Below are 25,430 nucleotides of genomic sequence, written 5' to 3'. Positions count from 1 at the left end.
GTCACAAAACTGGCTGGGGGCCTTTGCCCACGCTTCCCGACCGGCCGGCGGCCGTGTTCGTGGCTTTTAGTTGTCAGTAAACTGGGACGCATGACCGAGCAGGAGCCGGCCCCGCCCGGGGCAGCTGCGGCTCCCGATTACGACGCTGACCTCCGCGAGGACGTGGCCGGCAACCCGCTGCCGCCCGCCGTCAACGCGACGCTGCGCAGTCCTGCGCAGCGGTCGCGCACGTTCGCCGGGATCCTGGTGAACACCGCCCTGGCCAACATCACGACCAGCTACCTGTGGTTCGCCTTGACCTTCTGGGTGTACCTGGAGACGCGCAACGTGATCGCCACCGGGGTCATCGGCGGTGCGTACATGCTGTTGATCGCCCTTTCCAGCATCAGCTTCGGCACCTTCGTGGACCGTTACCGCAAGCTTGCCGTGATGCGCTTCGCCGCCGGCTTCACCCTGGTCATGTTCGTGCTGTCCGGGGCCATGTTCCTGCTGACCCCGGCCGCCGCGCTGCTGGACCTGACGCAGCCGTTGTTCTGGGTCTTCGCCCTGATCATCCTGGTCGGTGCGGTCGTGGAAAACATGCGCAACATTGCCCTTTCCACCACGGTCACCATCCTTATCGAACCGGACCGCCGGGCGAACGCCAACGGGCTGGTGGGCATGGTGCAGGGACTGATGTTCATCGTCACCTCGGTGCTCTCCGGACTCTCGGTCGGGCTGCTGGGCATGGGCTGGACGGTCGCCGTCGCCGTGGTGCTCACGGCGCTGGCATTCGCGCACCTGCTCACGCTGCGCATGCCCGAGGAAGTGCGCGCTGCCGCCACGGACGCGCACGGCGGATTCGACCTGCGCGGCTCCCTCGCCGCCGTGCTGGCCATTTCCGGCCTGTTTGCGCTGATCCTCTTCTCCACGTTCAACAACTTCATCGGTGGCGTCTACATGGCGCTGATGGATCCCTACGGCTTGGAGATGTTCCCCGTGGAGCTGTGGGGGACCTACTTCGCGGTCGGCGCCACCGGATTCATCGTGGGCGGCGCGCTGATCGGCAAGTTCGGGCTCGGGTCCAACCCGTTGCGCACCATGCTCATCGCGGTGATCCTCATGGGGGTCCTCGGTGCGGTATTCACCCTGCGCGAGTGGGCTTGGCTCTACATCGCCGGCATCTGGCTGTACCTCGTCCTGGTCCCGTTCGTGGAGGCCGCGGAGCAGACGGTCATCCAACAGGTGGTGCCCCTGAATCGGCAGGGCCGGGTATTCGGATTCGCCATGGCGTTCGAGTCCGCGGCAGCGCCGATCACCGCGTTCCTCATCGCGCCGATCGCCCAGGTCTGGATCATCCCGTACGCGCGGTCCCCTGAGGGTGCAGCCCAGCTGGCCCCGCTGCTGGGCGAGGGTACCTCCCGCGGCATCGCCCTGGTGTTTCTGGTGGCCGGGATCATCATGATCGCCGCCGCACTGCTGGCCTTCCTGACCCCGGTGTACCGCCGGGTCTCAGCGTCGTATGCGCGGACGGCTGCAGAAGCGTCAGCGACGGCGTCTCCCGGATAAGCCCGGCCGGCGCCGCCCGCCCCAGTGAATCGGGGCGCGGTCGGCTGCATACGGCGGGAGGTTCCGGCACCGGCCGCGCTTGTTAGGCTGGTCGGATGAAACTTCGCCTCGCCGCCCTGTCCGCTGCCGCTCTTCTGATTGCCCTGACCGGCTGCGGCCAGGTGCAGGACGCCGCGAACAAGGCCGTCAGCGACGGCGCATCCCAGGTGGCCACGGCGGCCGGCAGTGAAGTGAAGAAGCAGGCCTGCGCCCTCGTTGCGGACGGCCTGGTCAGTGTCCAGGACAAGGAACTGCTGGGCGGTCTGGTTGCCGGCGCAGAGACCGCAGGCGCACCCGCCGAGCTCACCACCCCGCTGCGCCAGATCGCCGATTCCGGCGACCAGGTTCCGGCCGACTCCGTCAAGGCCCTGCAGGACGCCTGCGCCAAGTAGCGGCCAGAGCCTAAGGCAGCGCTTTAGCGCTTGCCCTTCTTCCGGGATCCCTTGCCGCGGCCCTTGTCCGGGTTCGGCGCGTAGCGCTGCGCCACCTTGGGCTTCTTGACCGCGGGACCCCGCCGGTCCGGCTTCGGTTCCTTCTTTGGCTTTTCCTGCTGGGCGGAAGGCTGCCGGGAGCTGGCAGCGGTGCGGCCGCGCACGATCCCGATGAACTCTTCGATCACCTCATCCGTGCTGTCGCTTGGCCAGGCCAGGGCGATCTGGGTCGTGGGTGCTCCGGTGAGCTTCCGCGCCACGGTGTCCTTGACGTTGAAGTGCCGTGCGACGGACATCGGCAGGATCACCAGGCCGGCGCCGGTGGCCACCACCTGCAGGGCCATCTCCGGTCCGCCAAGTTCCGCCACGTCCAGGAACGTCTCCTTCGACAGGTCCGCCAGGGCCACCTCCTCGAACACCGAGATCTCGTGCCCCTTGGGCGCCACCACCACGGGCTGTTCCTCGTACAGCGGGATGACATTCAGGCCCTCCCGCTCCACCGGCAACCGGACGAAGCTCAGGTCAGCGGAACCGTCGCGCAGAACCGTGAGCTGCGCGCCGTCGTCGGACATAAAGGAGCGCAGCGGCACATCCAGCACCCGCTCTTCCCAGCGCCGGACCCACTTGCCCGGGGTGACGCCGGCGACGTAGGCGAAACGCAGCTCCCGCGCTGGTGCTTCGGCCTGTTCGTCGGCGGTTTCGTCGGTGGTCTGGGGTGCTTCTTCTGCTGCGGACACATGTTCACAGTACCGCCCGGCCCGGCGCATGGCGGGTGTCAGTGTTCAGCGCCGGTGCCCAGTCAGCCGTTGGCCGGATACCCTTGAAGCATGACCTCTGCAAACTCCCAGTCCATGAAGCCGGCCACCGTTGCCAAGAAGCTTGGCATCTACCTGCCCGCAACACCCCAGGAGTTCCAGGATTCGGTCATCAGCCGCGCCGATTTCGCCGAGCTCCAGGCCAACCCGCCCGAGTGGCTGGCGGAACTGCGCCGCAACGGCCCGCACCCCCGCCCGGTGGTCGCACAGAAGCTCAACGTCTCCATCAGCGGCCTGGCCCGCGGCGGCGTTGAGGAAGCGCTCACGACGGCGGAAATCACCGCGCTGCTGCAGGCTCCCCCGGCCTGGCTGGTCGCCGAACGCTCCACCCACGCCGCCGTCCGCGCCGAGGCCCAGCGGGTCAAGGACGAGGCTGCGAAGAAGGACGCCAAGAAGGCACGCACCGCGGCCGAGTAGCCGCTGCTGCGCCCCACAGCCCGGTCAGTATCCCCGGCCGGGGTGAGCCGTGGCCCGGCTAGTCCTGGTGGAGCTGGACGAAGTTCCCGCACCCGTCGTCGAACACCGCCGTGGTGCCGCCGGGACCGTCGGATGGCTCGCCCTGGAATATCACGCCTTTGGCCGTGAGCCGCTTGAACTCAGCCCGGACATCGGGCACGCCCAGGACAATTGCGGGCATCCCGGCGTCGTGGCAGCCGTTCATGTAGGCGGCCCCGATCGGGTTGTCGCTGGGCTCCAGCAGGAGCCCGGCTGATCCGCCGCCGGACCCTGCCGGGTCTTTCACGATGAACAGGTTGTGCTCCGGCATGGCCAGGAGGCTCTCGAAGCCCAGGATTCCGGTGTAGAACTCGAAGGCGGCGGCGGGGTCCTTGACGTGGATACTGCACATTTTCAGTCGCATGGGCCCTAGGCTACGCCGGGACGGCCCCGGGTGTGAACCAGGCCCACCGCACCGCGCCACCGCACAGTTCCGGGGCCATTGACGGCCCGCCATCCATGGATTCCAATGGAATCAGCGGAACCGCGCCCGCCCGGGCCGGATCCCTGGAGGTGTTGGAATGCCGTTCCTTTTCGAGCCCGCCCCATTCCCGCTATGGCAGTTGTTTGCGCTGGCCATCATTGCCGTGTGCGCATCAGGGGCCTGCGTTTTTCTCATCAGGAAGCATCAGGCCGACGGCAACGACGGCCTGACGGACTCCGTCTTCTGGGATGGCTTCGCCGGGCTCGCCATCGTTGCGCCGGCCGTTATCCTCCCCGCCCTGGCGGCCCCGTGGGCGGGACTGCTGCTTGGAGTGCTCGCCGCTGCCGCTGCGGTCGCCTCCTACTTCTGGACTCCGCGGGTCCTCAGCCGGCAGGAGGCCCGGCGCGCCGCCCGGGACATTGCCGCGAGCAACGCGGCGGCCGCGGCGCGGCACCGCCGGGTCCTGGCCCGATGGCAGCGCTACGAACTGGACCCCGCGCACAGTATTGACTACCCCGCCATGAGTGACGCGCGCCAGCCGGAGACCGCCGCCCTGATCCGGGCGATGAAGGCAGCCGAGCGCCTCCGGGGCGGAACGGACGCCGCCTATGCCCCGGCCGTCGACCGGCTGGAACAGGCCCTCGCCGACGCCGAACGGGCCGCCGGAGTCCGGCCCGCCCCGCCGGACTTCCCACCACGGGCCCGGCGCTCGGCTGACGCTGTGCACCTTGCCCGCTGGGCTCCACTGCCTGCATTCCACGGTCATCCCGCGAAGGAAGCCCCATGACAGACATCACCATCATCGGCAGCGGCAACATGGCCCGGGCGATCGGAACCCGCGCCGTGGCAGCCGGACGCTCGCTCCAGATCCTCAGCCGGTCCCCGGAACACGCGGCCAAACTCGCGGCCGAGCTCGGCGCTGACACCACCTCCGGGGGGCTCGGCGACATCCCGGAGGGGGACATCGTGGTGCTGGCCCTCTACTTCGGACCGGCCCAGGAAGTCGCGACGCACTACGGCGACACTCTGAGCGGCAAGACCGTCGTGGAGATCAGCAACCCGACCGACCCGGAGACCTTCGATTCACTTACCGTCGAACCGGGGTCCTCGGCCGCCGAGGAAATCGCCGCCCTGCTGCCGGGCGCCCAAGTGGTCAAGGCCTTCAACACCACGTTCGCCGGCCCGCTGACGGCAGGCGCCAAGGGCGGGATGCCACTGGATGTCTTCATCGCCTCGGACTCCGAAGACGCCGCCAACACAGTGGCGTCGTTCGCTGCGGCCGCCGGACTCCGCCCGCTGCGGGTTGGCGGGCTGAGGCATGCCAGGGAACTGGAGGGATTCCAGCTCCTCGTGATGGCCCTGCAGGCCAACCCCGCATACGGGGATTTCAACTGGGCCACCGGGCTGAAGATCATCGACTAGGCCGGCGTCGGCATGCCCGGCGCATCCGGGCACTGCCGGGTCCAGGACCTAGAGTTCCACCGTGCCGCTTTCGCCGACGCTCATGCGGCTGTTCGTGACCTTGGACTTGACCCACTGCAGCACCGTCGCGGCGGTTCCGCCCGGGCTGGTCCAGTATTCGGCGGAGTCTGAATCGACGTGCAGCAGCACCACTTCTGGGGTGTCCGGACCGTCCGGGAACCAGGCCTCCACCATCTGGTTCCAGAGCTCGTGGATCTTCTGCCGGTCAGTGACAACGTGAGCCGTTCCGGCGACGGACACCCACTCAGTCCTTTTGCCGAAGGAGACGTTCACGCGCGGGTTCGCCCGGACCTGGGCAACCTGGGAGGTGGCGGCGGACGTGAAAAACCACATGTCGCCGTCGTCCTGCACTTCCTGGACGGCCAGCGGCCGGCTGACCAGCGCGCCTTCGTCGTTGACGGTGGTGAACATCCCGATCCGTGAGTCGTTGATGATGTCCGTGACTTTGCTGATGTTCTCTGCATCCGACATGGTGCCACCTCGTTCTGTTCCGAACGGGGGAAGGTCCCCCTTCCGCCAGCCTATTGGTAAGTGTGCTTACTTTCCAATGGCGGGCGGAAGGAGGACCTTCCCGGCACGCAGTTGCGAACGCTTAGTAGCCCCTCGGCAGGACCTTGCCCTTGAAGAACTCCGGGCGGATCTTGTACATGACCAGCATGAGCACCACACCGAGCAGGATTACACCCATGCCCAGGACGAACACGAGGCCGATCCCGCCGACGGAGGATCCGGACCCGTAGGCCGGGTCCATGGAGTCATAGGCGGTCTTGAAGAACATCACCAGCAGGATGACGCCGCCCAGGAGCGGGGACAGGAACTTGAAGAAGAACGCCCGCGCCCCGCTGAAGGCTTCGGCCCGGAAGAACCAGACACAGGCCAGGGCGGTGATGCCGTAGTAGAAACAGATCATCATGCCGAGCGCGGTGATGGTGTCCCACAGGGCGTTCTCGGAGGTGGTCCGCGTGATGACATAGAACCCCGCGGCGGCGATGGCCGCCGCGATCGTGGCGTAGCTGGGGGACTTGAACGTGGGGCTGATCTTGCCGAACTGGGTGGGCAGCGCCTTGTAGTGCCCCATCGCCAGCAGCGTCCGGGCCGGTGAGACGAACGTCGACTGCAGGGACGCGGCCGAGCTGCTCAGGATGGCCAGGGACATCAGGATGGCGAACGGGCCCATGACCGGTCCGGCGAGGACGGCGAAGATGCTGCCCTGGTTTTCCGGGTTTCCTGCCCCGAGGCCTTCCTGGCCGATTCCGGCGTACGCCAGGGTGGCCAGTGCGACGGTCATGTAGATCACCACGATGACCAGCACGGTGACGGTGGCCGCGCGGCCCGGGGTCTTTTCCGGATTGCGGGTTTCCTCGTTCATGGTCAGGGTGACGTCCCAGCCCCAGTAGATGAAGATCGAGAGGGAGACGCCGGCGGCAAAGGCCGAGAAGGATTCGACGGCGAACGGGTTGAACCACTCGGGGGTGATCGCCGTGGCATCGAAGGCTGTGCCGTTGGCGACGTGGCTGAAAGCGGCGACAGCAAACCAGCCGAGCACCAGGAGCTGGAACGCGACCAGCACGTACTGCACACCCTTGGTGGTTTCCATGCCGCGATAGGAGATCCAGCAGGCCAGCGCGATGAACACCAGCGTGGTGGCGATGTTCAGCGGCAGGTTCAGGGTCAGGTCAGCCAGCTCGGGGTTGCCGGACAGCTGGGCCAGCATGAGGTAGAAGAAGTCCACGGCCACTGCTGCCAGGTTGGAGAGCACAATGATCGTCGCCGCGATCAGTCCCCAGCCGCCCATCCAGCCGATCCAGGGTCCGAAGGCGCGCGAAGCCCAGGTGAACGAGGTTCCGGCGTCGGGCATGGCGTTGTTCAATTCCCGGTAGCCGAAGGCAACCAGCAGCATCGGAATAAAGCCCACCAGGAAGATGGCCGGCAGCTGGACGCCGACCTCGGCGACCGTGGGGCCCAGGGCCGCGGTCAGCGTATAGGCGGGGGCAATGCAGGACACACCAATCACGACGGCGCCGATCAGGCCCACCGATCCGGCCTTGAGGCCCTTGGCGCTCAGTCCTGCGTGTGCGTCGTGCGTGGCCTTGGCCGTCACGTGTTCAGTGCTCATTGGAGTGCCTCTCCGGACGTGTCATTCGACGTTGAATGGTTGTGGTGCTTGAGTTCATAGCCGCTGGGCACCACGAGCATCGGCACCGGCAGTGCCCGCAGGATCCGGTTCGCGGTGCTGCCCAGGAAGATGGAGCGGGCCTGGGCCAGGCGGCTGGAACCGATCACCAGGACCTCGCCGTCTTCCCAGTCGAGGTCGTCCACAGCCTCTTCGATGCTCCGGCCATGCGCGACAGCGACGTCCGTCTTGGCCGCCAGCTGGACACCGGACGGGTCGACCGGTGCGGCTGCCGCGACGGCCTTCTCCGCGTACTCGCGGGCGGCCTCAGCCGCATCGGCTGAGTTGCCGCCGTCGAGTGCAAGCAGGGACACCACCCGCAGCGGGACCTTCCGGTTCGCCGCCATGCCGATGGCGAAATCGAGCAGCTTCTCGGCACCCGCCCTGGTTCCGAGGCCGCAGCTGATCCGGGTCAGGGCCTCCGTGCGGTGGTAGCCGTGGGGAGCGAGGGCCACCGGCACGGTGGAGGCGTGGAGCAGCGCACTGGCCACGGAACCGATGGTGAACCGCTTGAAGAGCCCGTTGCTGGTTGCCCCGATCACCAGAACGTCCGCCCCAAGTTCCTCGGCCGCCGCGATCAGGGCCTGCGCATCGGAGTCGCCGCTGCGGATATGCGCCTGCGCAGGGACGTCGGCCGGAACAAGCGCAAGGGCTTCGTCGAGCCATTCGCGTGCCTGCTCGTTCAGGAGGGTCTCGAAACCGGCTTTGGGCGCATGCGCGGCGCCGAACTGCTGGACTTCGGGCACCACCAGAACGAGATCCAGGCTGGCACCGCGGCCACGTGCCAGCGATACGGCCAGATTGACGGCATCATGGCCCCTGGCATTGGCTGAATACCCCACTACGTAACGCATCTGGCCGATCCTTTCTGAACTGTTGGGCTGGTTAACGGGAAGCATCCGGCTAGTTGGAGGCCACGGAGGTGCGGTCGGCGGCTGCCACGATCCGGGCCGCTGTCTGGCGTCCCATCCGGACCGCGCCGTCGACGTGCTGGTAGCCCTCGGCAGCGAGGTCCGAGCAGGACCAGTAGATGGGGCCGACCGGCGCGTGCTGGTCCTTGCCGTAGCGGTGCAGGCCGCCGAGGTCGTAGCTGGCGGCATAGGCACCGCGGGTCCATTCCTCAGAGCCCCAGTCGGATTCGTAGTAGACCTCCGGTTCGAGCGCCTTGTCCCCCAGGAACCCGGCCACCGATTCGAGGATGGCACGGCGGCGTTCTTCGGCGCTGAGCTCGAACATGGCATCGGCCTTTTCGTCCGAGACGAAGCCGACCAGCGTCCCGCGGGAGTCCCCGTGGTTGGTGTTGTCGTAGACCTCCTGGACCAGGGCGCCGGCTCCGAAGCACGTTCCCGAGAGGCCGTCCTCGCGCCAGAACGGCCTGCTGTAGACGGCGTGGACCTTGATGACCAGGCCGAGCGACTGGTGCTGGTGCATCTGGTGCTGCCGGCGCGGCAGCGGCGGGTTGAAGGAGACCCGGGAATAGAGGTTCGGCGGCACGGCCATGATCAGGAAGCGGGCGTTCACCGTGGCGCGCTCCGAAACTGCGGTCACCGTGTGGCCGCCGGCGCCTTCCCCAGCGGCTGCCGCACGCCAGTTGATGGTGCGTACGGGGCTGTCCAGCACGACGTCGTCGCCCAGTTCTTCGGCGATCAGCAGGGAGACCTGCTGCATGCCGCCGATGACGCGCTTGTCGAGGATGAAGTCCTCGTCGGTGAGGTGTGAGAAGGAACCGGCGGAGGCTGCCATCAGCACTGCCTGCAGGGCGGAAAAGGCGTGCGCAGGCTTGGTCAGCATCCCGCCGGCGATGAAGAGGCCGATATTGTTGCAGGCTTCCTCGTCCGGGGAGTTCTGGCGCAGCCAGTGGTGGAAGGAGATGGTGTCCAGTTCTCGGGCCTTGGGGTGCGCCCACGGCTCCGTGGGGCCGATCTCCGCGGCAAGGGAATCCAGCAGGGCGGTGAGCTTGTCCATTTCGGCGGCAGTGGTGTCGCTGACCGGGAAGGAGTCGCCCGTGTACAGGGTGCGCTTGCCGTCGGCACCGATATAGACGGATTTGCCGTCGCGGTAGCGGGAGTAGGTCTTCAGGCCAAGGTCTTCGAGGAGCGCCAGCAGTTCGGTCTGGTCCGGCGAGACCCATTGGCCGCCGATTTCCAGCATGGCGCCGTCGACCGTGTCGGTCCAGGTGCGTCCGCCGACGCGGTCGCGGGCCTCCAGGACGGCCACACTCAGGCCCGCCTTCTTCAGTTCGCGGGCTGCGGTCAGCCCTGCGGGGCCGGCTCCGACGATGACGACGTCGCGGTCAAGTTCCAGCATGATGTCCTCTCTGCGGCCGCGGAAGTGATGCGGACCACTAAATGAATGTCGTTCATTTAGAATTGACTATAGACCCTTCGGATGCGTCTGGGAAGACCTCCCGCCCAGGAAATTTCGCCCGGAAAGTGCCCGTAAAGTAGGGGCACAATGGGAGCACCCCCAGGACAGCGACAGCGGAAAGGCCAGCAATGCCGGCATCAACCAGCGCCCCTACAGATCCGCACCGGCACGATGCCAAACCGCGCCGAAGGGTGGGCCGGCCGGCCGCTGCCGTTCTCGACCAGGACGGCATTACCCTGGCGGCGCTGCAGCTCATCGGGAAGAGCGGCTATGACGGGTTCACCATGGCGGCCTTGGCACGGACGCTGAACGTGGCGCCGTCGGCCCTGTACAACCACGTCTCGTCCAAACGGGACGTCCTGGTACTGGTCCAGGACCACCTGACGTCGTTCGTGGATGTGTCCGCCTTCGACGGCGAACCGTGGGACCGGGCGGTGCGCAGCTGGGCCTGGAGCTACCGCGACGTGTTTTCCAAGCACACACCGCTGATCCCGGTGATTGCCGTGCTGCCGGTGACCGATGCGCCCAAGACGCTGGCCATGTACGAGGCCGTCAGCGCCGGTTTCAGCCGGGCCGGCTTCCCGCAAGAGCGGATCGTTTCGGCGATTGTGGCCCTGGAGTCCTTCATCTTCGGCTCCGCGTATGACGTCACCGCCCCGGCGGACATCTTTGACTCCGGAAGCATGGCGGAATCGACGCCGAACTTCACGGCAGCCGTGGCGCGCTTGGCCGATCAGGGGTTCGAAAACCAGGCCGACGTGGCCTTTGAACTGGGCCTTGAGGCCCTCATCACCGGACTCGGGGCCCTGCGGCAGTAGGCTGCCGGCTTCGTCCGGCCGGGAAGTCAAGCCGGGGAGTTAAATGGAAGAACCCCGGTCCGAAGACCGGGGTTCTAATGCGTGCGCGAGGGGGGATTTGAACCCCCACGCCCTTTCGGACACTGGCACCTGAAGCCAGCGCGTCTGCCGTTCCGCCACTCGCGCGCAACTTCTTCCACTCGATTCTTGGCCCGGAATCCGGACCGCCAACCTCGTAAAAGCAGCGAGATCAAGCATAACGGACAACTGCGGGAAAACACCAATCGGCCCCCGGAGCGGTACCGGAGGGAGGCGGAGCGCGGCGCTGTCGGCGCATGTCAGGGCCGGTCCGCCGTAATTTTCCGGCACGGAGTGGCGACGCGCATTAAGGCCATTCCCAGACTCGCCCAGTAGTATCTGATGTAGGAGTGCCCGTTAACAGCGGGCTCCCGCAAATGTGGGAAACCGAGTTCCGGAACGAATGCTGCCCTGCAGCCGTCACGAAAGGAGAAGGACCATGGGATTGCTGGACAAAGTCGAGCGCGGCATCGAAAAGGCCGTCCGCGGAGTCTTCTCCACCGGTTCTCGCGCCCAGGTTGAGCCTGTCGAGATCGCGAGCCACCTCCGCCGTGAGGTGGACAATAAGGCCATCACTATCGCCGCGGGGCGGACCCTGGCCCCCAACGTCTTCGATGTCCTCCTCAGCGACGACGATTTCCAGCGGGCCCAGGAATGGGGAACCCCGCTCGCCGAAGAACTGTGCGACGTCGTCATTAACCACGTGCGCAGCCAGGGCTACACGCTGCAGGGTCCGGTCCGGATCAGTTTCCGCCGCGACGAGGAACGCCGCGCCGGAGACTTCGAGATCAAGTCGCGGACCGAAAAGTCCTCGTCGCCCGCCGCGCCGGCCCAGCCCGCCCACACCGGCATGCCTGCCGCGCCCACGCGCCAGCCCTCCCGGATGCAGCCCGTGCTGGACATCGACGGGCAGCGCTACTCCCTCAACGCGCCCTCGATCGTCCTGGGCCGCTCCTCCGACGCAGACATCCTCATTGACGACACCGGCGTTTCCCGCCGCCATCTGGAAATCCGTACGGGGCCGGGCACTGCCCAGGCAGTCGATCTCGGCTCCACGAACGGCAGCTACGTCAACGGCCACAAGATCGTGGGCTCCTCGGAACTCACCGACGGCTCCACGATCACGATGGGACGGACCAAGATCATCTACCGCCTTTTGCCCGCCAGCCCAGGCGGCCGCCAGTGAGCGAACTGACCATCACGGCCCTGCGCTTCGGCTTTCTCCTGCTCCTGTGGGTCCTCATCTTCAGCATCGTTGCCGCCATGCGCCGCGACCTCATGATCGGCCGCAAGGCAGCAGCAGGCGCCCCCACGGCGCGGCAGGTCCGCAAGAACCCCGCCCTGGCCGAGCCGGCCGCCCCGGTCAGGCAGCAGCCGCGCCAGCTTGTCGTGACCGAAGGTCCGCTCAAGGGCACGACGATCCCGCTGGCAGCCAGCCCCATCCTGCTCGGCCGCGCCCAGGAAGCCACCCTCGTGCTCGAGGATGACTACGCCTCGGGTCGCCACGCCCGCCTGTTCCCGCAGGGCAGCCGCTGGTTCATCGAGGATCTTGGCTCCACCAACGGCACCTACCTGGCCGATCAGCAGCTCACCAGGGCACTGCCCGTGGAGCTCGGTGTCCCCGTGAGAATCGGCAAGACGGTCATCGAATTGAGGCCGTAGCCATGGCTGCCCCGGATCTTCCCGCAGACAGGGCTGAAGGCAAAACAACTGCCCCCACGCGGCCCCTCATCATGCGTTACGCCGCGCGTTCCGACGTCGGCCGTGTGCGTGCGAAAAACGACGACTCCGCCTACGTTGGCCGACACCTCGCCGTCGTCGCCGACGGCATGGGCGGACACGCCGGCGGTGATGTCGCCTCCGCCGCCACCGTGCTGGACATGATCCATCTCGACAAGGATGACTACGACGGCGATGCCGGCACCGTCCTGGCCGACGAGATCCAGACTGCCAATTCCCTGCTCTCCGAGCTCGTCCACATCAATCCCAAGCTGGCAGGCATGGGCACTACCGTCACGGCCCTCCTCCTGGCCGAAGGCAAGCTGCACTTCGCCCATATTGGCGATTCCCGGGCGTACCGGCTGCGGAACGGCGAATTCGAACAGGTCAGTGTCGACCACACGTTCGTCCAGCGCCTCATCGATGAAGGCCGGCTCCGGCCCGAGGAAGCGGAAACTCATCCGCACAAGAACGTCCTGATGCGCGTTCTCGGCGACGTCGATGCGAGCCCGGAACTGGACCTGGATACCCTCGATGTCGAACCGGGTGAGCGCTGGCTGCTCTGTTCCGACGGCCTGAACTACGTAGCTGGCCACGTCGTGGAGCGCACAGTCCGCGAAACCAGAAACCTCCGCGAATGCGTTGAACTCCTGGTTGATCTCACCCTCGAGGCCGGCGCCCCGGACAACGTCACGGTCGTGATGCTGGAAATCGCCGAACAGACGACCGACGACATCCGGACCGCCGCCGTCGAGATTATCCCCGCCCAATCGCCCTCCACGGTGACCGCGACGGTGTCCGGAGACGCCCCGCGACGGACCGGTAGCACCTTTGGGGCCGCGAAGACTGTCGAAGCCCCGCAGAAGACCTCCGACGCCGGCACAGCCGGCGGATCCCCCGTGGCCGCGCTGGCCGGCGACGCAGCAAGCCCGGTCCCGCCCAAGGAACCGGACGCTCCAACGGAAGGCGGCGCGGCGGAGGAAAATCCGGACCGCGGCGCCACCGGCAAGGCAGAACCAGCGACTTCGACCGATCCGCACCTGGGCGAACATCTTTCCGCCGAAGTGCTCCGCGAGGAACTTTCCGGCCGCCCCCACGAGCTCGTGGGTGCTGCGGCGGCTGCCGCGGAATCCGGGTCTATCCCCACCATCGCGGGGCGCACCATGGCCCGCCGGGCGGCCACGGTTCTCACCCACAAGTCGGAGCAGGCGAAGGACGAGGCCGATGAGTACAGGCCGGTCGGCCGGCCCCGCCGCTGGGTGACAGTCTCCATCGCCGCCGCCATCGTGGCCCTTCTGACGGTGGGTCTGTGGCTGGGCTATGCCTGGACGCAGACGCGGTACTACATCGGGGAGCATAACCAGCACGTGGCCATCTTCAACGGGGTCTCCCAGCGCCTGGGGCCCATCCAGCTTTCCACCCTCGAAGCGGAGACCGAAATCCGGATGTCAGATCTCCCCGAATTCTCGCAGCAGCGGGTGCGCCAGACCGTCCCGGCCCGGGATCTGTATGACGCCCAGCGGATCGTAAAGAACCTCGAACGCACCGGTACCATGGCCCCGGCGGACGAGTGCATCACTCCCTCGCCGACGCCCCCCACCCCCGCCGCGACGGCGAGCCCGGGTGCCACGGCGAGCCCCGGCGCGGCCGGCACTGCCACACCGTCCCCCTCCGCCCCGGTCTGTGAGGTGGGCCGGTGACCCCCATCGATCCCACGCCCAGGCCGCGGCGCAATATCGAACTCGTCCTGCTGGTGCTGGCCCTCGCCGTCGGCATCGGCGCCAACGCCCTGGTGGGCGTGGACAAGCAGAAGGCTTTCGATACGGATTTCTGGTTCCAGTCGAGCCTGCTCGCCGCAGCCGCCCTGGCATTCCACATCGTGCTGCGCTTCCGCGCAAAATATGCCGATCCGGTAATACTTCCGCTGGTGGTGGGCCTCAACGGCCTCGGGCTGGCGATGATCCACCGGCTGGACCGTGTCGGGGAAGACACCGGCAACAACCAGTTGCGCTGGACCCTGGTGGCGATGGCCGTCTCGATTGCCGTCATCTGGTTCCTTAAAGACCACCGGGTCCTCCGCCGTTTCACCTATATCTCCCTCGCCGTCAGTGCGGTCCTGCTGATCCTGCCGCTGGTGCCCGGAGTATCGGCCGGTGAAATCCTGGGGGCGCGGGTCTGGATCAAGTTCGGCTCCATGACCTTCCAGCCCGGTGAAATCGCCAAGATCACCCTCGCAATATTCTTCGCCGGGTATCTTTCCTCCAACCGGGACCTCATCCTGCTGGCCGGCCGGAAGGTCGGGCCCATCCAGTTCCCGCGGTTCAAGGACATGGGCCCAATGCTCGCCGCCTGGCTGGTAAGCATCGGCGTGCTGATCTTCCAGCGCGACCTGGGCTCCTCGATCCTGTTCTTCGGCCTGTTCCTCGTGATGATCTACGTCGCCACGAGCCGCATCAGCTGGGTGATCATCGGCGTCGGGCTCATCGCTGCCGGCGGATTCGTCGCCTCCCGCGTCTTCTCCCACGTCGCGCTCCGGATTGACGGCTGGATCAACGCGTTCACCGACGAGGTCTACGGCCGGGAGTTCGGCGGCAGCCTGCAGATTGTCGAAGGGCTGTTCGGCATGGCGAACGGCGGACTAGTGGGCACCGGCCTCGGCCAGGGACGCCCCAATCTGGTTCCCTTCGCCAACAGCGACATGATCATTGCCTCCTTCGGAGAGGAACTGGGCCTGATCGGTCTCTTCGCGATCGTGCTGATGTACCTGCTTTTCTTCACCCGGGGTTTCCGCGCAGCGCTCGGCACCCGGGATGCGTTCGGGAAGCTGCTGGCCACCGGGCTCTCCTTCGCCGTCGCGCTGCAGTGCTTCGTCGTGATCGGCGGCGTCACCCGGCTTATTCCGCTCACCGGCCTCACCACCCCGTTCCTGGCCGCGGGCGGCTCATCGCTGCTGGCGAACTGGATCATCGTCGGCCTGTTGCTGATGATCTCGCACTCGGCGCGCGGCCCGGTGGATACCACCCCGCTGGCTCCCGGCGAAGAACCTGATGCACAGAAAGTCACTCCTGCCATGCCTTCCAAGCCGGCCGCCGTTCCCCGCACCGGACGGAACAGTCCGGACGCTCCCACCGAGGCGGTGAAGCTGTGAACCAAGCCATCCGCAACGCCTGGATAGCCTCGATCGCCATGTTCGTGCTCATCTTCGGCGCCCTCAGCTACGTCCAGGTCATCGGCGCAGACGCCCTGGAGGCCAATGCCTGGAACAAGCGCACCCTCCTGGCGAACTACTGCAACGACCGCGGTGCCATCATCGTTGGCGGCGCCCCCGTGGCGGAGTCCGTACCCGCCACGGAGAGCTGCAAGTTCCAGCGCACCTACACGCAGCCCGAGCCGTACGCCGGCATCACCGGCTACTTCTCCAGGAGCTTCGGCGTGACCGGGCTGGAGAGCTCAATGAACAAGGAGCTCGCGGGCAGCTCGGACCAGCAGTTCCTGGACCGGGTCGGCCAGCTCTTCCTGGGCAACCAGCCCAAGGGTGCCTCCGTGGAACTCACGCTCGACCCCAAAATCCAGAAGCTCGCCTTCGACCTCATCCCGGACGGCCAGCGCGGATCGATCGTGGTGACCAACCCGAAGACCGGCGCGATCATCGCCATGGTGTCCAAGCCTTCTTACGACCCCAACCTGATCGCCACGCATGATCCGGTGGCTGAGGCCGCCAACTTCGCCGAGCTCAACAAGGTCCCCGGGATCAACCTGAACCAGAACGTCAGCGGCCCTACCGGGGCCTTGCTGGCACCCGGGTCGGTTTTCAAGATCATCGACACATCCGCCGCGCTCAGATCCGGGAAATACAACAAGGACAGCATTCTGCCCAACCCGGCGGAAATGACCTTCCCCGGCATCCAGTACACGTTGCCCAACTACGCCGGCGGCAACTGCTACACCCGCGATACGGCGACTTTTGCCTTCGCCCTGCAACAGTCCTGCAACACCCCCTTCGCCAGCATCGCCCTGGACCTGAACCAGAAGGCCATTGCGGACGAGGCGGAGAAGTTCGGCTTCGGGGAAAAATTCGGCGACCAGCTAAAGCTGGACTCCGCGGCGAGTTTCTTCCCGACCGAAGAACTGGATGACGCCAGCCTCGCCCAGTCGTCAATCGGCCAGCGGGACGTCCGGGCCACCCCGCTGCAGATCAACCAGATGACCGCCGCGATCGCCAACAACGGCGTGCAGATGCAGCCGAACCTGATCAGGGCCGTGCGTTCCCCCGACCTGCGGCCTATCAGTGAGCCCAAGCCACAGGTCCTGCGGACCTCCACCACGCCGGACATTGCCCGGCAGATCAACGAGTGGATGGTCAGCGTCGTCGACGACGGCATCGCCAGCAAGGCGGCAGTCCGCGGCGTGAAGGTGGCCGGCAAGACCGGTACCGCAGAACTTGGAGACGGCTTGAACAACTCATGGTTTACCGGGTTCGCCCCGGCGAATGACCCGCAGGTGGCTGTCACAATCGTCATTGAAGGCGTAGACATCACCACCGGCGCAAAGCTAACCAGTCCGAACGCGAAGAAGATTTTTGAGGCGGTGTTGAATAAGTGAGGCCTTCATCAGGAATCACCCTCGGCGGCAGGTTCCAGCTGACCACGCGTATTGCGATCGGCGGCATGGGAGAAGTCTGGAAAGCCAAAGACCTGATCCTTGGCCGCATCGTCGCCATCAAGGTGCTCAAGGAGGAGTACACCGGCGATCCCGGCTTCCTCCAGCGGTTCCGCGCCGAGGCACGCCACACCGCGCTCCTCAACCACGTGGGCATTGCCAACGTCTTTGACTACGGCGAGGAAGAAGGCTCCGCCTACCTCGTTATGGAGCTTGTCCCGGGCCAGCCGCTAAGCAGCATCATCGAACATGAGCAGGTGCTCTCCCCGGACCGCACCCTCTCCATGATCGCCCAGACGGCGCGCGCCCTTTCGGTGGCCCACGCCCAGGGCCTGGTCCACCGCGACATCAAGCCGGGCAACCTCCTGATCACCCCGGACGGCCGCGTCAAGGTCACGGACTTCGGCATCGCCCGCCTCGCTGACCAGGTCCCGCTCACCCAGACCGGGCAGGTCATGGGCACCGCCCAGTACCTGGCACCGGAGCAGGCCACCGGCCAGCTGGCTACCGGCGCCTCGGACATCTACGCCCTCGGCGTGATCGGGTACGAATGCCTCACCGGCCACCGCCCGTTCTCCGGTGAATCCCAGATCGCCATCGCGCTGGCCCAGGTCAACGATGCCCCGCCGCCGCTGCCGGAAACCCTGCCGAAGCCGGTCCGGGCCCTGCTGATGTCCATGCTGGCCAAGGATCCCAAGAACCGCCCGGCTGACGCGCTCAAACTCTCCGAGGCCGCCGAGGCGATCCGCAACGGTGACATCCCCGCAGCGCACGCCGCCGTTCCGGGCATGCTCCTCTTCGAGCAGGCAACCGGCCCTATCACCGCGCCCGTGGACCTGCCCACGGCCGCGACTGGAGTTATCAGCACTGCAGACCGCACGACGTCGGCCACGTCGGCTCTGCCAGTGGTGGGGGCCGCCGGCGCCGGCGCAGCGGCAGGGCTCGCTGCCGGAGCCGCGGCCGCCAGTGCCTACGGAGCCCGCAACACGCTCTCGCGCGCCGACGCCCTCGCCGCGGAACGCACTTGGGTCCAGGACGAGGACGACGACTACGACGAGCCCGTCGACGAGCCCGAACGCCGCGGCCGCAGCCCCTGGACCTGGCCCCTGATCGCCCTGATCCTGCTGGTGCTGTTCTCACTGGTGGGCGTGGTGCTGACCCAAGCCGGGATCCTGTTCCCGGAGACACCGGCGAGCAGTGCCACCACCAGCGCGCCGACCACCACCCAGGCGTCACCCACGTCCACGAGCGCCAGCCCCACGAGCAGCTCCGCGACCCCGACCAAGTCCACCCCTGCGGCCATCAATCTGGTTCCGGAAAGTTACTTGGGCCGGCCCTACAACGAGGTCCGCAGCGAACTGATCGGCCTTGGGTTGGGCGTCACCGGAGCGGAAGTCTTCGACGATTCCGCCCCCGGAACAGTTATTAACATCGACCCGGCCGGGCGGGTCCAGCCGGGCACGACCATTACCGTGTCGTACTCCAAGGGCCCGCAGTCCGTGACAGTCCCGCCACTGCAGTCCGGCGCAAGCGAAGCTGCCGTCCAGCAGGCCATCGAGGGTGCCGGTCTCCGCTGGGCCAAGGGCGACGCCGTCGACCCCACGAACAAAAAGGAGCAGCCGGGCACGTTCGTCAGCTCCGATCCCGCGTCCGGCAGCAAGGTGCCTGCCGGCTCCCTCGTGACTTACCACCTGGCCAAGGCCGCCGCAGGCGCTTCAAGCTCAACCCCGAGCCCAACGGGAACGTAGGCCGCCATGCCCAATTCACCCCGCACCCCATCACACCGGGAGGACCGCGGCCCCGTAAACACGCAGCGCGTCCTCAGTGGGCGTTATGAGCTGGGTGAGCTGATCGGCCGCGGCGGCATGGCCGACGTCTTCCGGGGCATCGACACCCGCCTCGGACGCACCGTGGCTGTCAAGCTGCTGCGTCCGGACCTGGCCAGGGACCCCCAGTTCCAGGCCAGGTTCAAGCGCGAGGCACAGGCGGTGGCCGCCCTCAACCATCCCTCGATCGTTGCCATCTATGACACCGGGGACCATGCCGTCCCCGGTGACCACGAGGACACGGTCCGGGTGCCGTACATCGTTATGGAGTTCGTTGCCGGGAAGACCATCCGGGACCTGATCAGGGCCAAGGACGTCAGCATTGACCAGGCCATCGACTTCACCCTGGGAGTGCTTTCCGCCCTGGATTACAGCCACAAGGCCGGGATCGTCCACCGCGACATCAAACCCGCCAATGTGATGTTCTGCCCGGATTCCAACAGCGTGAAGGTGATGGACTTCGGGATTGCCCGCGCCATGGCCGACTCCGCCGCGACCATGACGCAGACCCAGGCCGTAGTGGGGACCGCCCAGTATCTCTCACCGGAACAGGCGCGCGGCGAGACTGTGGACGCCCGGAGCGACCTGTACTCCGCCGGATGCCTGCTGTACGAGATGCTGGCCGGCCGGCCGCCGTTCATCGGCGACAGCCCCGTTTCCGTTGCCTACCAGCACGTGCGCGAAATCCCCGAACTGGCCAGCAGCTTGAATCCGGACGTCTCCGAGGCGCTGGACAGCGTGCTGATGAAGGCCCTGCAGAAGAACCGCGCGGACCGCTTCCAGGACGCCGCGGCCTTCCGCCGCGCCCTCCGGGCGGCGCGGAGCGGAGTCGGCGTCGTACCGCCGGCCGCGAGCGAAGCCGCCACCGACCCCCACAACACCGTTCCGACGGCGGACAGCACACCCACAGCCGCTTTCTCGGTCACCGGCGCCAAGTTCCTGGACGAGACGCCCACCGGCAGGCTCCGGCCGCCGCAGGATTCTTTGGCTGATGACGACGCCTTGGAGGCCCAGGGTGTTGCCTATGATGCGGCTGATACAGGCAGCCTGCCGCTGGTCCTGCCGCCCGAGCGCGAACACACGCCGCGCCAGAAGTCCCGACGTCGGACGTGGATCGCGGCACTGGTGATCGTCACGGTCCTGGTTCTGGCCGGCGGCGGTTTGTGGCTGTACAACATGATGAACCAGGCTCCGCCGCCCGTGGCAAAGGTCTTGGTGCCATCGGTGACATCGCTGACCGAGAGTGAAGCCCTCCAGAAGCTCTACAACGCCGGGCTCAAACCCCAGCTCAGCCGGATGCAGCACGAGACTATCGCCAAGGGCATCGCCGTCGGCACTGTGCCGGCGACAGGGAGCTCACTGGACCCGAATTCGGAAATCACCCTCAACATTTCCGAAGGCCCCAGCGTCATCACCATCCCCGCGGACCTGCCCGGGCGGACCGAAGCTGCTGCCCGCGATGTGTTGCGCCAGAAAGGCCTTGCCGGAGCACCCGGCACCACGATGGCCAACAGCGCCACGGTCCCGGCCGGCATCGTGATCACAACCAACCCGGCGCCGGGGCAGAATGTTGCGGCCGGCAGCGCAGTGGAAATCATCGTGTCCACCGGCAAGGTGGCGGTCCCCCAGCTCGTCAGCCTCCCCATCGCCGAGGCTGAGGCCGCACTGAAGGCCCTGGGCCTCGGCATGAACGCCACTGAAGTCGAAAACTCCCAGGTGGAACCTGGCAAGGTCACCGGACAAGCTGACGCCGCCGATGCCTTGGTCGAACAGGGCAAGACCGTCGGCGTCACCGTGGCGAAAGCCCCCGCGCCCCCGCCTTCGCCAAGTCCAACCCCGACGCCGACCCCGACGCCCAGCAAGGGCGCCAAGGAAGGCGGATCGCTCCTGGGCGGGTTCTCCCGCTAGTGCTTGATTAGCGGGCTCAGGGCCGAGGCCCGCTGCGCAGCTCCGGCCATGCCGAGGGACTCAAGCCAGTTGCCGAGCATCTGGTAGCCGCCTTCGGTGAGCACGGACTCCGGGTGGAACTGGACGCCGCAGAGGGGCGCCGTGCGGTGCTGCAGCCCCATGACCACTCCGGTGGCCGTCTCCGCGGTGATCTCCAGGACGTCCGGGATACTTTCCCGGACGGCGGCGAGGGAATGGTAGCGGGTCGCGGTGAAGGGCGACGGCAGCCCGGTAAACACACTGTTGCCGTGGTGCTCCACGAGGGATGTCTTGCCGTGCATCAGCTCGGGCGCGTGCGTGACAGTTCCCCCGTACGCTTCAGCCAGTGCCTGGTGGCCCAGGCAGACTCCCAGCATGGGCTTGTTGTGGCTGCCGCACCACTTAATAAGTTCAATGCAGACCCCCGCCCCGGCAGGGTTCCCGGGACCCGGGGAGATGAGGACGCCGTCGCGGGCTTCCGCGAGCTCGATCGCCTCGGCCAGGGTGACGTCGTCGTTGCGGACCACAGTGGTCTCCGCGCCGAGTTCCTGCAGGTACCCCACCAGGGTGTAGACAAAGCTGTCGTAGTTGTCGACGACGAGGATCTTGGTTGTGCTCATGGATGCCTTGCTGAACCAATCGTTGAATCAGTGAACTGGGTGAATTGTGCCATCCAGGGAAAAAGGAACTGAACCATCAATACCAGCACGCCTGCGGCCAGCACCAGCGCGGTGGCAATGCGAAGCCACAGGGGGCCCGGCAAATGCCGAAAGATCCAGGCGTACACGGCTCAGACCTCCCCGGCGGCGCGGCGGACCTGGCCGGCAATCTCGGCCGGCGGACCGGCCGACGTCGGCTGCCAGAACTCCAGCAGCGAGTAGGCGATGATCCGTTCCTCGGAGCCGAAACGCGGATTGCAGCTGGTCATCGTCAGGTAGCGCTCCGTGGGGGTGGCCGCCGCCTGCGTGGGCACTGGGAACAGGACGTCCGTCCGGTCGGGAAGGACGACTTCGCTGTTGCGGAAGCTGTACACGTAATAGCCGTCTCGGGTCTGGATGTAAATCCGGTCCCCGGGGACCAGCGTGTCAATGTTGTCCAGGACCGCTCCATGAGTCTGCCGGTGTCCGGCCACCGCTACATTCCCCACAGCACCTGGCATCGCCGTTCCTTCGTAATGGCCTATTCCGAGTGTGTCCAGCACGGCAGGCGAGGTTCCCTGGACCAGGGGCCGGGTGTAGTCCGCGCCGAACCGGGGGACATACAAAATGCCGATGGTTGCACCCTCGTCAGGTTCCGCGGAAACCTTCGGTTGCCCATGGTCGACGCTGGATGCCGGGCCGGAAGCGGCCGGGATCTCGAGGTTACGGGTGAATTCCTTGACGGCGTCCCGCTGCCGGGCATCGGAGGCCACGTTGGTCCACCACAACTGCCACGCGACGAACAGGAGAACAATCACACCGGCGGTGATGAGCAATTCGCCCAGGACCATGACGGTGCGGGCGAAAATGCCACCTCTGCGGGCAGACCCGGCAGCGGATTTCTCCTGCAGCTGCAGCATGTGGCTCCTCTTCCCGGACATTCGCGGCGAACACCACTGTGGACTGAACTCCAGCTAGAATTGGCTCCGAATAAGAACTCAAACATGACCAAGAGCGCGCTGACCGCCGGTGTATTCCTTCTCGCAGGATATCAAGCCAGGGTCCCGCTCCTGTTCCAGTCGCCCAGGAGGACCCGTGCCCGAGTCAAAGCGCCGTAAGAGGACTGGCGACGCAACGCCGCAGACTTCCGCCCAGGCCTACAAGCCCAACCCCGTCTGGTTCAAACCGGTGATGTTCGGCCTGATGATCATTGGCCTCCTGTGGATCATCACCTTTTACATCAGTGAAGGCACCCTACCGGTAGCCGCCTGGGGATCAGGGAACATCATCGCCGGCTTTGGCATCGCGATCATCGGCTTCCTTATGACCACCCGCTGGCGTTCCTGAGGCCCGCTGCAAACCATGAAAGACCGGTACACCCTGTGTACCGGTCTTTCGCGTTAACGAGATGTCGGACCGGGGGCCGATAATGCTGGGACGGAGAACAATGCGAGGGAAGGAACCCGGATGGCCCCGGCAGTAATCGGTTCAGTGATCGGCGACGACGGACTGGCCCGGCCACCGTGGGCGGCCGTGGATCCGCTGCTGCGCGAGTACTACGACACCGAGTGGGGACTTCCGGTGCGCGACGAGCAGGGACTGTACGAGCGCATCAGCCTCGAGGCCTTCCAGGCCGGACTCTCCTGGGCGACGATTCTCCGGAAGAGGCCGGCGTTCCGGGCTGCCTTCCACGATTTCCATCCCGAGACGGTTGCTTCCTTCACCGAAGCGGATGTTGAGCGTCTCCTGCTGGACGCTGGGATCGTCCGTAACCGGCTCAAGATCAGGGCCGCCATCACCAATGCCCAGGCCACGATTGCCCTGCGGGACGACGGCGGGCTCGTTGACTTCGTTTGGGCCTTCCAGCCGGATACCACGCCGGAACCGACCTCCCATGAGGAAATCCCCACTACGTCGGCAGAGTCGATCGCCCTGTCCAAGGCGCTGCGGAAACGGGGATTCGCGTTCGTCGGCCCCACAACGATGTATGCCCTCATGGAAGCTGTCGGCATGATTGACACGCATCTGCTGGACAGCCACCGACGTGGCGCCTCCGGCATCTGGCCCCGTTGAGGGCACACTGTGCACAACTCCCCGATAAGTTATCCACAATGTTGATAACTCAACGGGAGCATCATCGGGGGTTGCCGGATGACCCCTGCACTGTGGCCTCCAGGACCACGCCTCGCCCGATGCACCCGGCCTAATTACAAGCCTGTGAGTTATTAACAGTGTGGATACCCTGTGGATAAATCGCCGACCCGGACCCGCACCGGTCTCCGGCACTGGAATCGTGCGCCAATACGCGAGTTTTCCCCGCCTTTTCACCCCATCGTGCGCCGCGGCGGAGTTATCCACTTAACAACACCCCGGTACCCACAACTTATCCACAGCTGGGGATAAGTGCCGGATCAGAAGGGCATTTGTGCAGTCGAGGCGCCCCGTGGCGCGCAATCAGCCCCTGACCACACGGAGGGGACGTTATTAACACTGTGAATAACCCTGTTGAAATCAGATTTGATCCGGCCCTCGGTGTCGTTGTCCGCCGCCCGCCCCGGTGCAGCCAACATCTCCGCCCGCCTGGAAGTGGGCATCTCCGCGGGTTGCGAGCGGGGTTGTCCACTTAACCACAGGGCCACCCACAGGAGTTATCCACAATTGTGGAGATCCCCACGGCCGCCCGTGCAAAATCGCCAGTTGTGGCCCTCAGATCCGACACCGTGGCATGAACTACAGCGATGTAAGTTACCAACAGTGTGGATAACCCTTGTGGACAACTTTTCGACCCCAGGGCTCTTCACTCCCGTTCCGGGCGGTGCCGGTCGCCGTGGCCGCAGCCCAGAAGTACGCACCGGGCAGGACGGGCTGTGGAAAACGGGATGTTGCTGTGGGAAACGTCGTTCGACGCGGTGTTCCGGGGTGCCAGGCCTGTCTGCGGGACCCCGTCCACTCAGCCGCCTGGGGGGCGCGACGCTCCTGCCCAGTTAATTCCCCCACCACACCGGCGCTGCCGCGGAAACCCGCCGTTCCAGGCGGCCGAGATCCCTCCGCGCACGGAGTAACCGGGCTGGAGCGTCATCTGGCGGATGCGGATGTGGCAGGGCAGGGCAGGCAGGCCCTGGTCAGGCGGTAGCGACCCGGAGGGCGGAGACGGCAATCAGCAGGACGAGAACCAGGAGAAGGCCACCCGCCTGCAGCAGGCCCTGCCGGGGGCCGCGGGGTGTGTACGCAATGACGGCCGCACACAGGGCACCTGTGATGGCGCCACCAAGGTGGGCTTGCCAGGCAATCGAAGGGACAACGAAGCCGATGGCGCCGTTGATGAGGATCAGCACCCAGAGTTGTCTGGTCTCGCCACCGCGGCGGCGTTGGACCACCAACATGGCGCCGAAGAGGCCGAAGATGGCGCCGGAAGCCCCCACGACGCCGCTCAGCGGCTGACCCGGGACATACCCAGGAGTGAGCAGGAGGTAGCCGACGGATCCGCCAAAAGCGGACAGCAGGTAGACGGCCAGGAAACGGATCCGGCCCAGGAGGGGTTCGAGTGCCTGGCCAAACATCCACAGCATGTACATGTTGAGGACGATATGGAGGATGAAGCCTTGGGAATGGAGGAATGCGGACGTCACCATCCGCCACGGTTCGAAGACCCCGTACTCCGGGGAGGCATAGACCGTGGCGAACGCGAGGTTCCGGTAGATCCCGTCGTTGGGGACCAGCCACTGGAGGACAAAGGCCAGGGCACAGAGCCCAATGATGAAGTAGGTGACCAAGGGCTTGCCGGCGGTCACAGCACCGCCGTAGACGGTCTTGACGTCCGGCGTCGTGCGTTTTGATTCGTTGACGCAGTCAACACATTGGAATCCGACGGCGGCCGCCCGCTGGCAGTCGGGGCACGCGGGGCGCCCGCAACGCTGGCAGCGCACATAGGCGGGCCGGTCCGGGTGCCGCGGGCACACCGGGATCTGCGCGGACGGCTCTGCCGCCGGAATTCCGTAGCTCATGCGCTGGGC

At 66.3% G+C, this 25,430-nt stretch carries 25 protein-coding genes and 1 tRNA gene; 15 read left to right on the top strand and 11 right to left on the bottom strand.

The window, feature by feature from the left end; translation table 11 throughout:
• The first annotated feature begins 90 nt into the window (after positions 1–90).
• Both LDO13_RS00210 and LDO13_RS00205 read left to right on the top strand, forming a co-directional pair.
• The gene (locus tag LDO13_RS00210; protein WP_224048096.1) at positions 91–1,548 is read left to right on the top strand and encodes an MFS transporter; all 1,458 of its coding nucleotides are present in this window, start codon (positions 91–93) and stop codon (positions 1,546–1,548) included.
• A gap of 95 nt (positions 1,549–1,643) precedes the next feature.
• Positions 1,644–1,979 carry a hypothetical protein gene (locus tag LDO13_RS00205; protein ID WP_224048095.1) on the top strand — a complete coding sequence of 112 codons (336 nt, stop codon included), beginning with the start codon at positions 1,644–1,646 and terminating at the stop codon, positions 1,977–1,979.
• A gap of 23 nt (positions 1,980–2,002) precedes the next feature.
• On the opposite strand, the gene LDO13_RS00200 is transcribed toward LDO13_RS00205, so the two are convergent.
• Entirely contained in the window at positions 2,003–2,755 is a 753-nt protein-coding gene (locus LDO13_RS00200; RefSeq protein ID WP_224048094.1) for a LysR substrate-binding domain-containing protein, read from the bottom strand.
• 90 nt (positions 2,756–2,845) lie between these two features.
• Between LDO13_RS00200 and LDO13_RS00195 the strand changes: the two genes are divergently transcribed.
• Complete coding sequence (locus tag LDO13_RS00195) at positions 2,846–3,250, top strand: DUF5997 family protein (protein ID WP_056428648.1); 405 nt, start codon at positions 2,846–2,848, stop codon at positions 3,248–3,250.
• A 58-nt stretch (positions 3,251–3,308) separates the two neighbouring features.
• Here LDO13_RS00195 and LDO13_RS00190 read toward each other — a convergent pair whose 3' ends face one another.
• Positions 3,309–3,692, bottom strand: a complete 384-nt coding sequence (locus LDO13_RS00190; protein ID WP_224048093.1) for a VOC family protein — start codon at positions 3,690–3,692, stop codon at positions 3,309–3,311.
• 157 nt (positions 3,693–3,849) lie between these two features.
• Here LDO13_RS00190 and LDO13_RS00185 point away from each other — a divergent pair, with 157 nt between their 5' ends.
• Positions 3,850–4,539 carry a hypothetical protein gene (locus LDO13_RS00185; protein WP_224048092.1) on the top strand — a complete coding sequence of 230 codons (690 nt, stop codon included), beginning with the start codon at positions 3,850–3,852 and terminating at the stop codon, positions 4,537–4,539.
• Positions 4,536–5,174: an NAD(P)-binding domain-containing protein gene (locus LDO13_RS00180; RefSeq protein WP_224048091.1), complete on the top strand. Its 639-nt coding sequence runs from the start codon at positions 4,536–4,538 to the stop codon at positions 5,172–5,174. Before LDO13_RS00185 ends, LDO13_RS00180 begins: the two co-directional genes overlap by 4 nt.
• Positions 5,175–5,222: 48 nt before the next feature.
• On the opposite strand, the gene LDO13_RS00175 is transcribed toward LDO13_RS00180, so the two are convergent.
• From LDO13_RS00175 to LDO13_RS00160, 4 genes are all read right to left on the bottom strand, one after another.
• On the bottom strand, positions 5,223–5,705 hold the full coding sequence (locus LDO13_RS00175) for a pyridoxamine 5'-phosphate oxidase family protein (protein ID WP_224048090.1): 483 nt from the start codon (positions 5,703–5,705) through the stop codon (positions 5,223–5,225).
• A 121-nt stretch (positions 5,706–5,826) separates the two neighbouring features.
• A complete protein-coding gene (locus LDO13_RS00170; protein ID WP_224048089.1) occupies positions 5,827–7,350 on the bottom strand; it encodes an APC family permease in 1,524 nt (507 codons plus the stop codon).
• Positions 7,347–8,261, bottom strand: coding sequence for a universal stress protein (locus LDO13_RS00165; RefSeq protein ID WP_224048088.1), 915 nt, complete (start codon positions 8,259–8,261; stop codon positions 7,347–7,349). Before LDO13_RS00165 ends, LDO13_RS00170 begins: the two co-directional genes overlap by 4 nt.
• A 49-nt stretch (positions 8,262–8,310) precedes the next feature.
• Entirely contained in the window at positions 8,311–9,714 is a 1,404-nt protein-coding gene (locus LDO13_RS00160) for an NAD(P)/FAD-dependent oxidoreductase (RefSeq protein WP_224048087.1), read from the bottom strand.
• 188 nt (positions 9,715–9,902) lie between these two features.
• Between LDO13_RS00160 and LDO13_RS00155 the strand changes: the two genes are divergently transcribed.
• Entirely contained in the window at positions 9,903–10,592 is a 690-nt protein-coding gene (locus tag LDO13_RS00155; RefSeq protein ID WP_224048086.1) for a TetR/AcrR family transcriptional regulator, read from the top strand.
• An 82-nt stretch (positions 10,593–10,674) separates the two neighbouring features.
• Here LDO13_RS00155 and LDO13_RS00150 read toward each other — a convergent pair.
• Positions 10,675–10,757, bottom strand: a tRNA-Leu gene (locus tag LDO13_RS00150).
• Positions 10,758–11,088: 331 nt separating this feature from the next.
• On the opposite strand from LDO13_RS00150, the gene LDO13_RS00145 reads away from it, so the two are divergent.
• The 7 genes from LDO13_RS00145 to pknB are packed head-to-tail and all read left to right on the top strand — an operon-like array spanning position 11,089 to position 20,761.
• Positions 11,089–11,835, top strand: coding sequence for a DUF3662 and FHA domain-containing protein (locus LDO13_RS00145; protein ID WP_224048085.1), 747 nt, complete (start codon positions 11,089–11,091; stop codon positions 11,833–11,835).
• On the top strand, positions 11,832–12,311 hold the full coding sequence (locus tag LDO13_RS00140; protein WP_224048084.1) for an FHA domain-containing protein: 480 nt from the start codon (positions 11,832–11,834) through the stop codon (positions 12,309–12,311). Before LDO13_RS00145 ends, LDO13_RS00140 begins: the two co-directional genes overlap by 4 nt.
• A gap of 2 nt (positions 12,312–12,313) precedes the next feature.
• Complete coding sequence (locus LDO13_RS00135) at positions 12,314–14,068, top strand: PP2C family serine/threonine-protein phosphatase (RefSeq protein WP_224048083.1); 1,755 nt, start codon at positions 12,314–12,316, stop codon at positions 14,066–14,068.
• On the top strand, positions 14,065–15,516 hold the full coding sequence (locus tag LDO13_RS00130; RefSeq protein WP_224048082.1) for an FtsW/RodA/SpoVE family cell cycle protein: 1,452 nt from the start codon (positions 14,065–14,067) through the stop codon (positions 15,514–15,516). Before LDO13_RS00135 ends, LDO13_RS00130 begins: the two co-directional genes overlap by 4 nt.
• The gene (locus LDO13_RS00125; protein ID WP_224048081.1) at positions 15,513–16,970 is read left to right on the top strand and encodes a penicillin-binding protein 2; all 1,458 of its coding nucleotides are present in this window, start codon (positions 15,513–15,515) and stop codon (positions 16,968–16,970) included. The genes LDO13_RS00130 and LDO13_RS00125 overlap by 4 nt, the downstream gene beginning before the upstream one ends.
• Positions 16,967–18,775 (top strand): protein kinase, encoded by a 1,809-nt coding sequence (locus tag LDO13_RS00120; RefSeq protein WP_224048080.1) that lies wholly within the window; start codon positions 16,967–16,969, stop codon positions 18,773–18,775. The genes LDO13_RS00125 and LDO13_RS00120 overlap by 4 nt, the downstream gene beginning before the upstream one ends.
• A 6-nt stretch (positions 18,776–18,781) precedes the next feature.
• The gene (pknB, locus tag LDO13_RS00115; RefSeq protein ID WP_224048079.1) at positions 18,782–20,761 is read left to right on the top strand and encodes a Stk1 family PASTA domain-containing Ser/Thr kinase; all 1,980 of its coding nucleotides are present in this window, start codon (positions 18,782–18,784) and stop codon (positions 20,759–20,761) included.
• On the opposite strand, the gene LDO13_RS00110 is transcribed toward pknB, so the two are convergent.
• The 3 genes from LDO13_RS00110 to LDO13_RS00100 are packed head-to-tail and all read right to left on the bottom strand — an operon-like array spanning position 20,758 to position 22,337.
• A complete protein-coding gene (locus LDO13_RS00110) occupies positions 20,758–21,399 on the bottom strand; it encodes an aminodeoxychorismate/anthranilate synthase component II (RefSeq protein ID WP_224048078.1) in 642 nt (213 codons plus the stop codon). The genes pknB and LDO13_RS00110 overlap by 4 nt on opposite strands.
• Complete coding sequence (locus LDO13_RS00105) at positions 21,396–21,566, bottom strand: hypothetical protein (RefSeq protein ID WP_224048077.1); 171 nt, start codon at positions 21,564–21,566, stop codon at positions 21,396–21,398. The genes LDO13_RS00110 and LDO13_RS00105 overlap by 4 nt, the downstream gene beginning before the upstream one ends.
• A 3-nt stretch (positions 21,567–21,569) precedes the next feature.
• The gene (locus tag LDO13_RS00100) at positions 21,570–22,337 is read right to left on the bottom strand and encodes a class E sortase (RefSeq protein ID WP_224048076.1); all 768 of its coding nucleotides are present in this window, start codon (positions 22,335–22,337) and stop codon (positions 21,570–21,572) included.
• Positions 22,338–22,512: 175 nt separating this feature from the next.
• Here LDO13_RS00100 and LDO13_RS00095 point away from each other — a divergent pair, with 175 nt between their 5' ends.
• Positions 22,513–22,764: a cell division protein CrgA gene (locus LDO13_RS00095; RefSeq protein WP_224048075.1), complete on the top strand. Its 252-nt coding sequence runs from the start codon at positions 22,513–22,515 to the stop codon at positions 22,762–22,764.
• 120 nt (positions 22,765–22,884) lie between these two features.
• Positions 22,885–23,490, top strand: a complete 606-nt coding sequence (locus LDO13_RS00090; protein WP_224048074.1) for a DNA-3-methyladenine glycosylase I — start codon at positions 22,885–22,887, stop codon at positions 23,488–23,490.
• Between the two features lie 1,049 nt (positions 23,491–24,539).
• On the opposite strand, the gene LDO13_RS00085 is transcribed toward LDO13_RS00090, so the two are convergent.
• Positions 24,540–25,421, bottom strand: coding sequence for a rhomboid family intramembrane serine protease (locus tag LDO13_RS00085; RefSeq protein ID WP_224048073.1), 882 nt, complete (start codon positions 25,419–25,421; stop codon positions 24,540–24,542).
• Between the last annotated feature and the right edge of the window lie 9 nt (positions 25,422–25,430).

The sequence above is a fragment of the Arthrobacter sp. NicSoilB4 genome (assembly GCF_019977335.1).
GTDB lineage: Bacteria > Actinomycetota > Actinomycetes > Actinomycetales > Micrococcaceae > Arthrobacter.
Note: the sequence above shows the minus strand (reverse complement) of the source record. Positions and strands in the feature narration are given on the sequence as shown.

What these genes read in the sequence shown, in the direction of transcription:
- LDO13_RS00180 (WP_224048091.1), top strand. Translation starts at nt 4,536, where the DNA reads ATGACAGACATCACCATCATCGGCAGCGGCAACATGGCCCGGGCGATC.
- LDO13_RS00100 (WP_224048076.1), bottom strand. Translation starts at nt 22,337, where the DNA reads ATGCTGCAGCTGCAGGAGAAATCCGCTGCCGGGTCTGCCCGCAGAGGT.
- LDO13_RS00190 (WP_224048093.1), bottom strand. Translation starts at nt 3,692, where the DNA reads ATGCGACTGAAAATGTGCAGTATCCACGTCAAGGACCCCGCCGCCGCC.
- LDO13_RS00195 (WP_056428648.1), top strand. Translation starts at nt 2,846, where the DNA reads ATGACCTCTGCAAACTCCCAGTCCATGAAGCCGGCCACCGTTGCCAAG.
- LDO13_RS00085 (WP_224048073.1), bottom strand. Translation starts at nt 25,421, where the DNA reads ATGAGCTACGGAATTCCGGCGGCAGAGCCGTCCGCGCAGATCCCGGTG.
- LDO13_RS00210 (WP_224048096.1), top strand. Translation starts at nt 91, where the DNA reads ATGACCGAGCAGGAGCCGGCCCCGCCCGGGGCAGCTGCGGCTCCCGAT.
- LDO13_RS00175 (WP_224048090.1), bottom strand. Translation starts at nt 5,705, where the DNA reads ATGTCGGATGCAGAGAACATCAGCAAAGTCACGGACATCATCAACGAC.
- LDO13_RS00165 (WP_224048088.1), bottom strand. Translation starts at nt 8,261, where the DNA reads ATGCGTTACGTAGTGGGGTATTCAGCCAATGCCAGGGGCCATGATGCC.
- LDO13_RS00135 (WP_224048083.1), top strand. Translation starts at nt 12,314, where the DNA reads ATGGCTGCCCCGGATCTTCCCGCAGACAGGGCTGAAGGCAAAACAACT.
- LDO13_RS00205 (WP_224048095.1), top strand. Translation starts at nt 1,644, where the DNA reads ATGAAACTTCGCCTCGCCGCCCTGTCCGCTGCCGCTCTTCTGATTGCC.
- LDO13_RS00160 (WP_224048087.1), bottom strand. Translation starts at nt 9,714, where the DNA reads ATGCTGGAACTTGACCGCGACGTCGTCATCGTCGGAGCCGGCCCCGCA.
- LDO13_RS00170 (WP_224048089.1), bottom strand. Translation starts at nt 7,350, where the DNA reads ATGAGCACTGAACACGTGACGGCCAAGGCCACGCACGACGCACACGCA.
- LDO13_RS00090 (WP_224048074.1), top strand. Translation starts at nt 22,885, where the DNA reads ATGGCCCCGGCAGTAATCGGTTCAGTGATCGGCGACGACGGACTGGCC.
- pknB (WP_224048079.1), top strand. Translation starts at nt 18,782, where the DNA reads ATGCCCAATTCACCCCGCACCCCATCACACCGGGAGGACCGCGGCCCC.
- LDO13_RS00110 (WP_224048078.1), bottom strand. Translation starts at nt 21,399, where the DNA reads ATGAGCACAACCAAGATCCTCGTCGTCGACAACTACGACAGCTTTGTC.
- LDO13_RS00155 (WP_224048086.1), top strand. Translation starts at nt 9,903, where the DNA reads ATGCCGGCATCAACCAGCGCCCCTACAGATCCGCACCGGCACGATGCC.
- LDO13_RS00185 (WP_224048092.1), top strand. Translation starts at nt 3,850, where the DNA reads ATGCCGTTCCTTTTCGAGCCCGCCCCATTCCCGCTATGGCAGTTGTTT.
- LDO13_RS00145 (WP_224048085.1), top strand. Translation starts at nt 11,089, where the DNA reads ATGGGATTGCTGGACAAAGTCGAGCGCGGCATCGAAAAGGCCGTCCGC.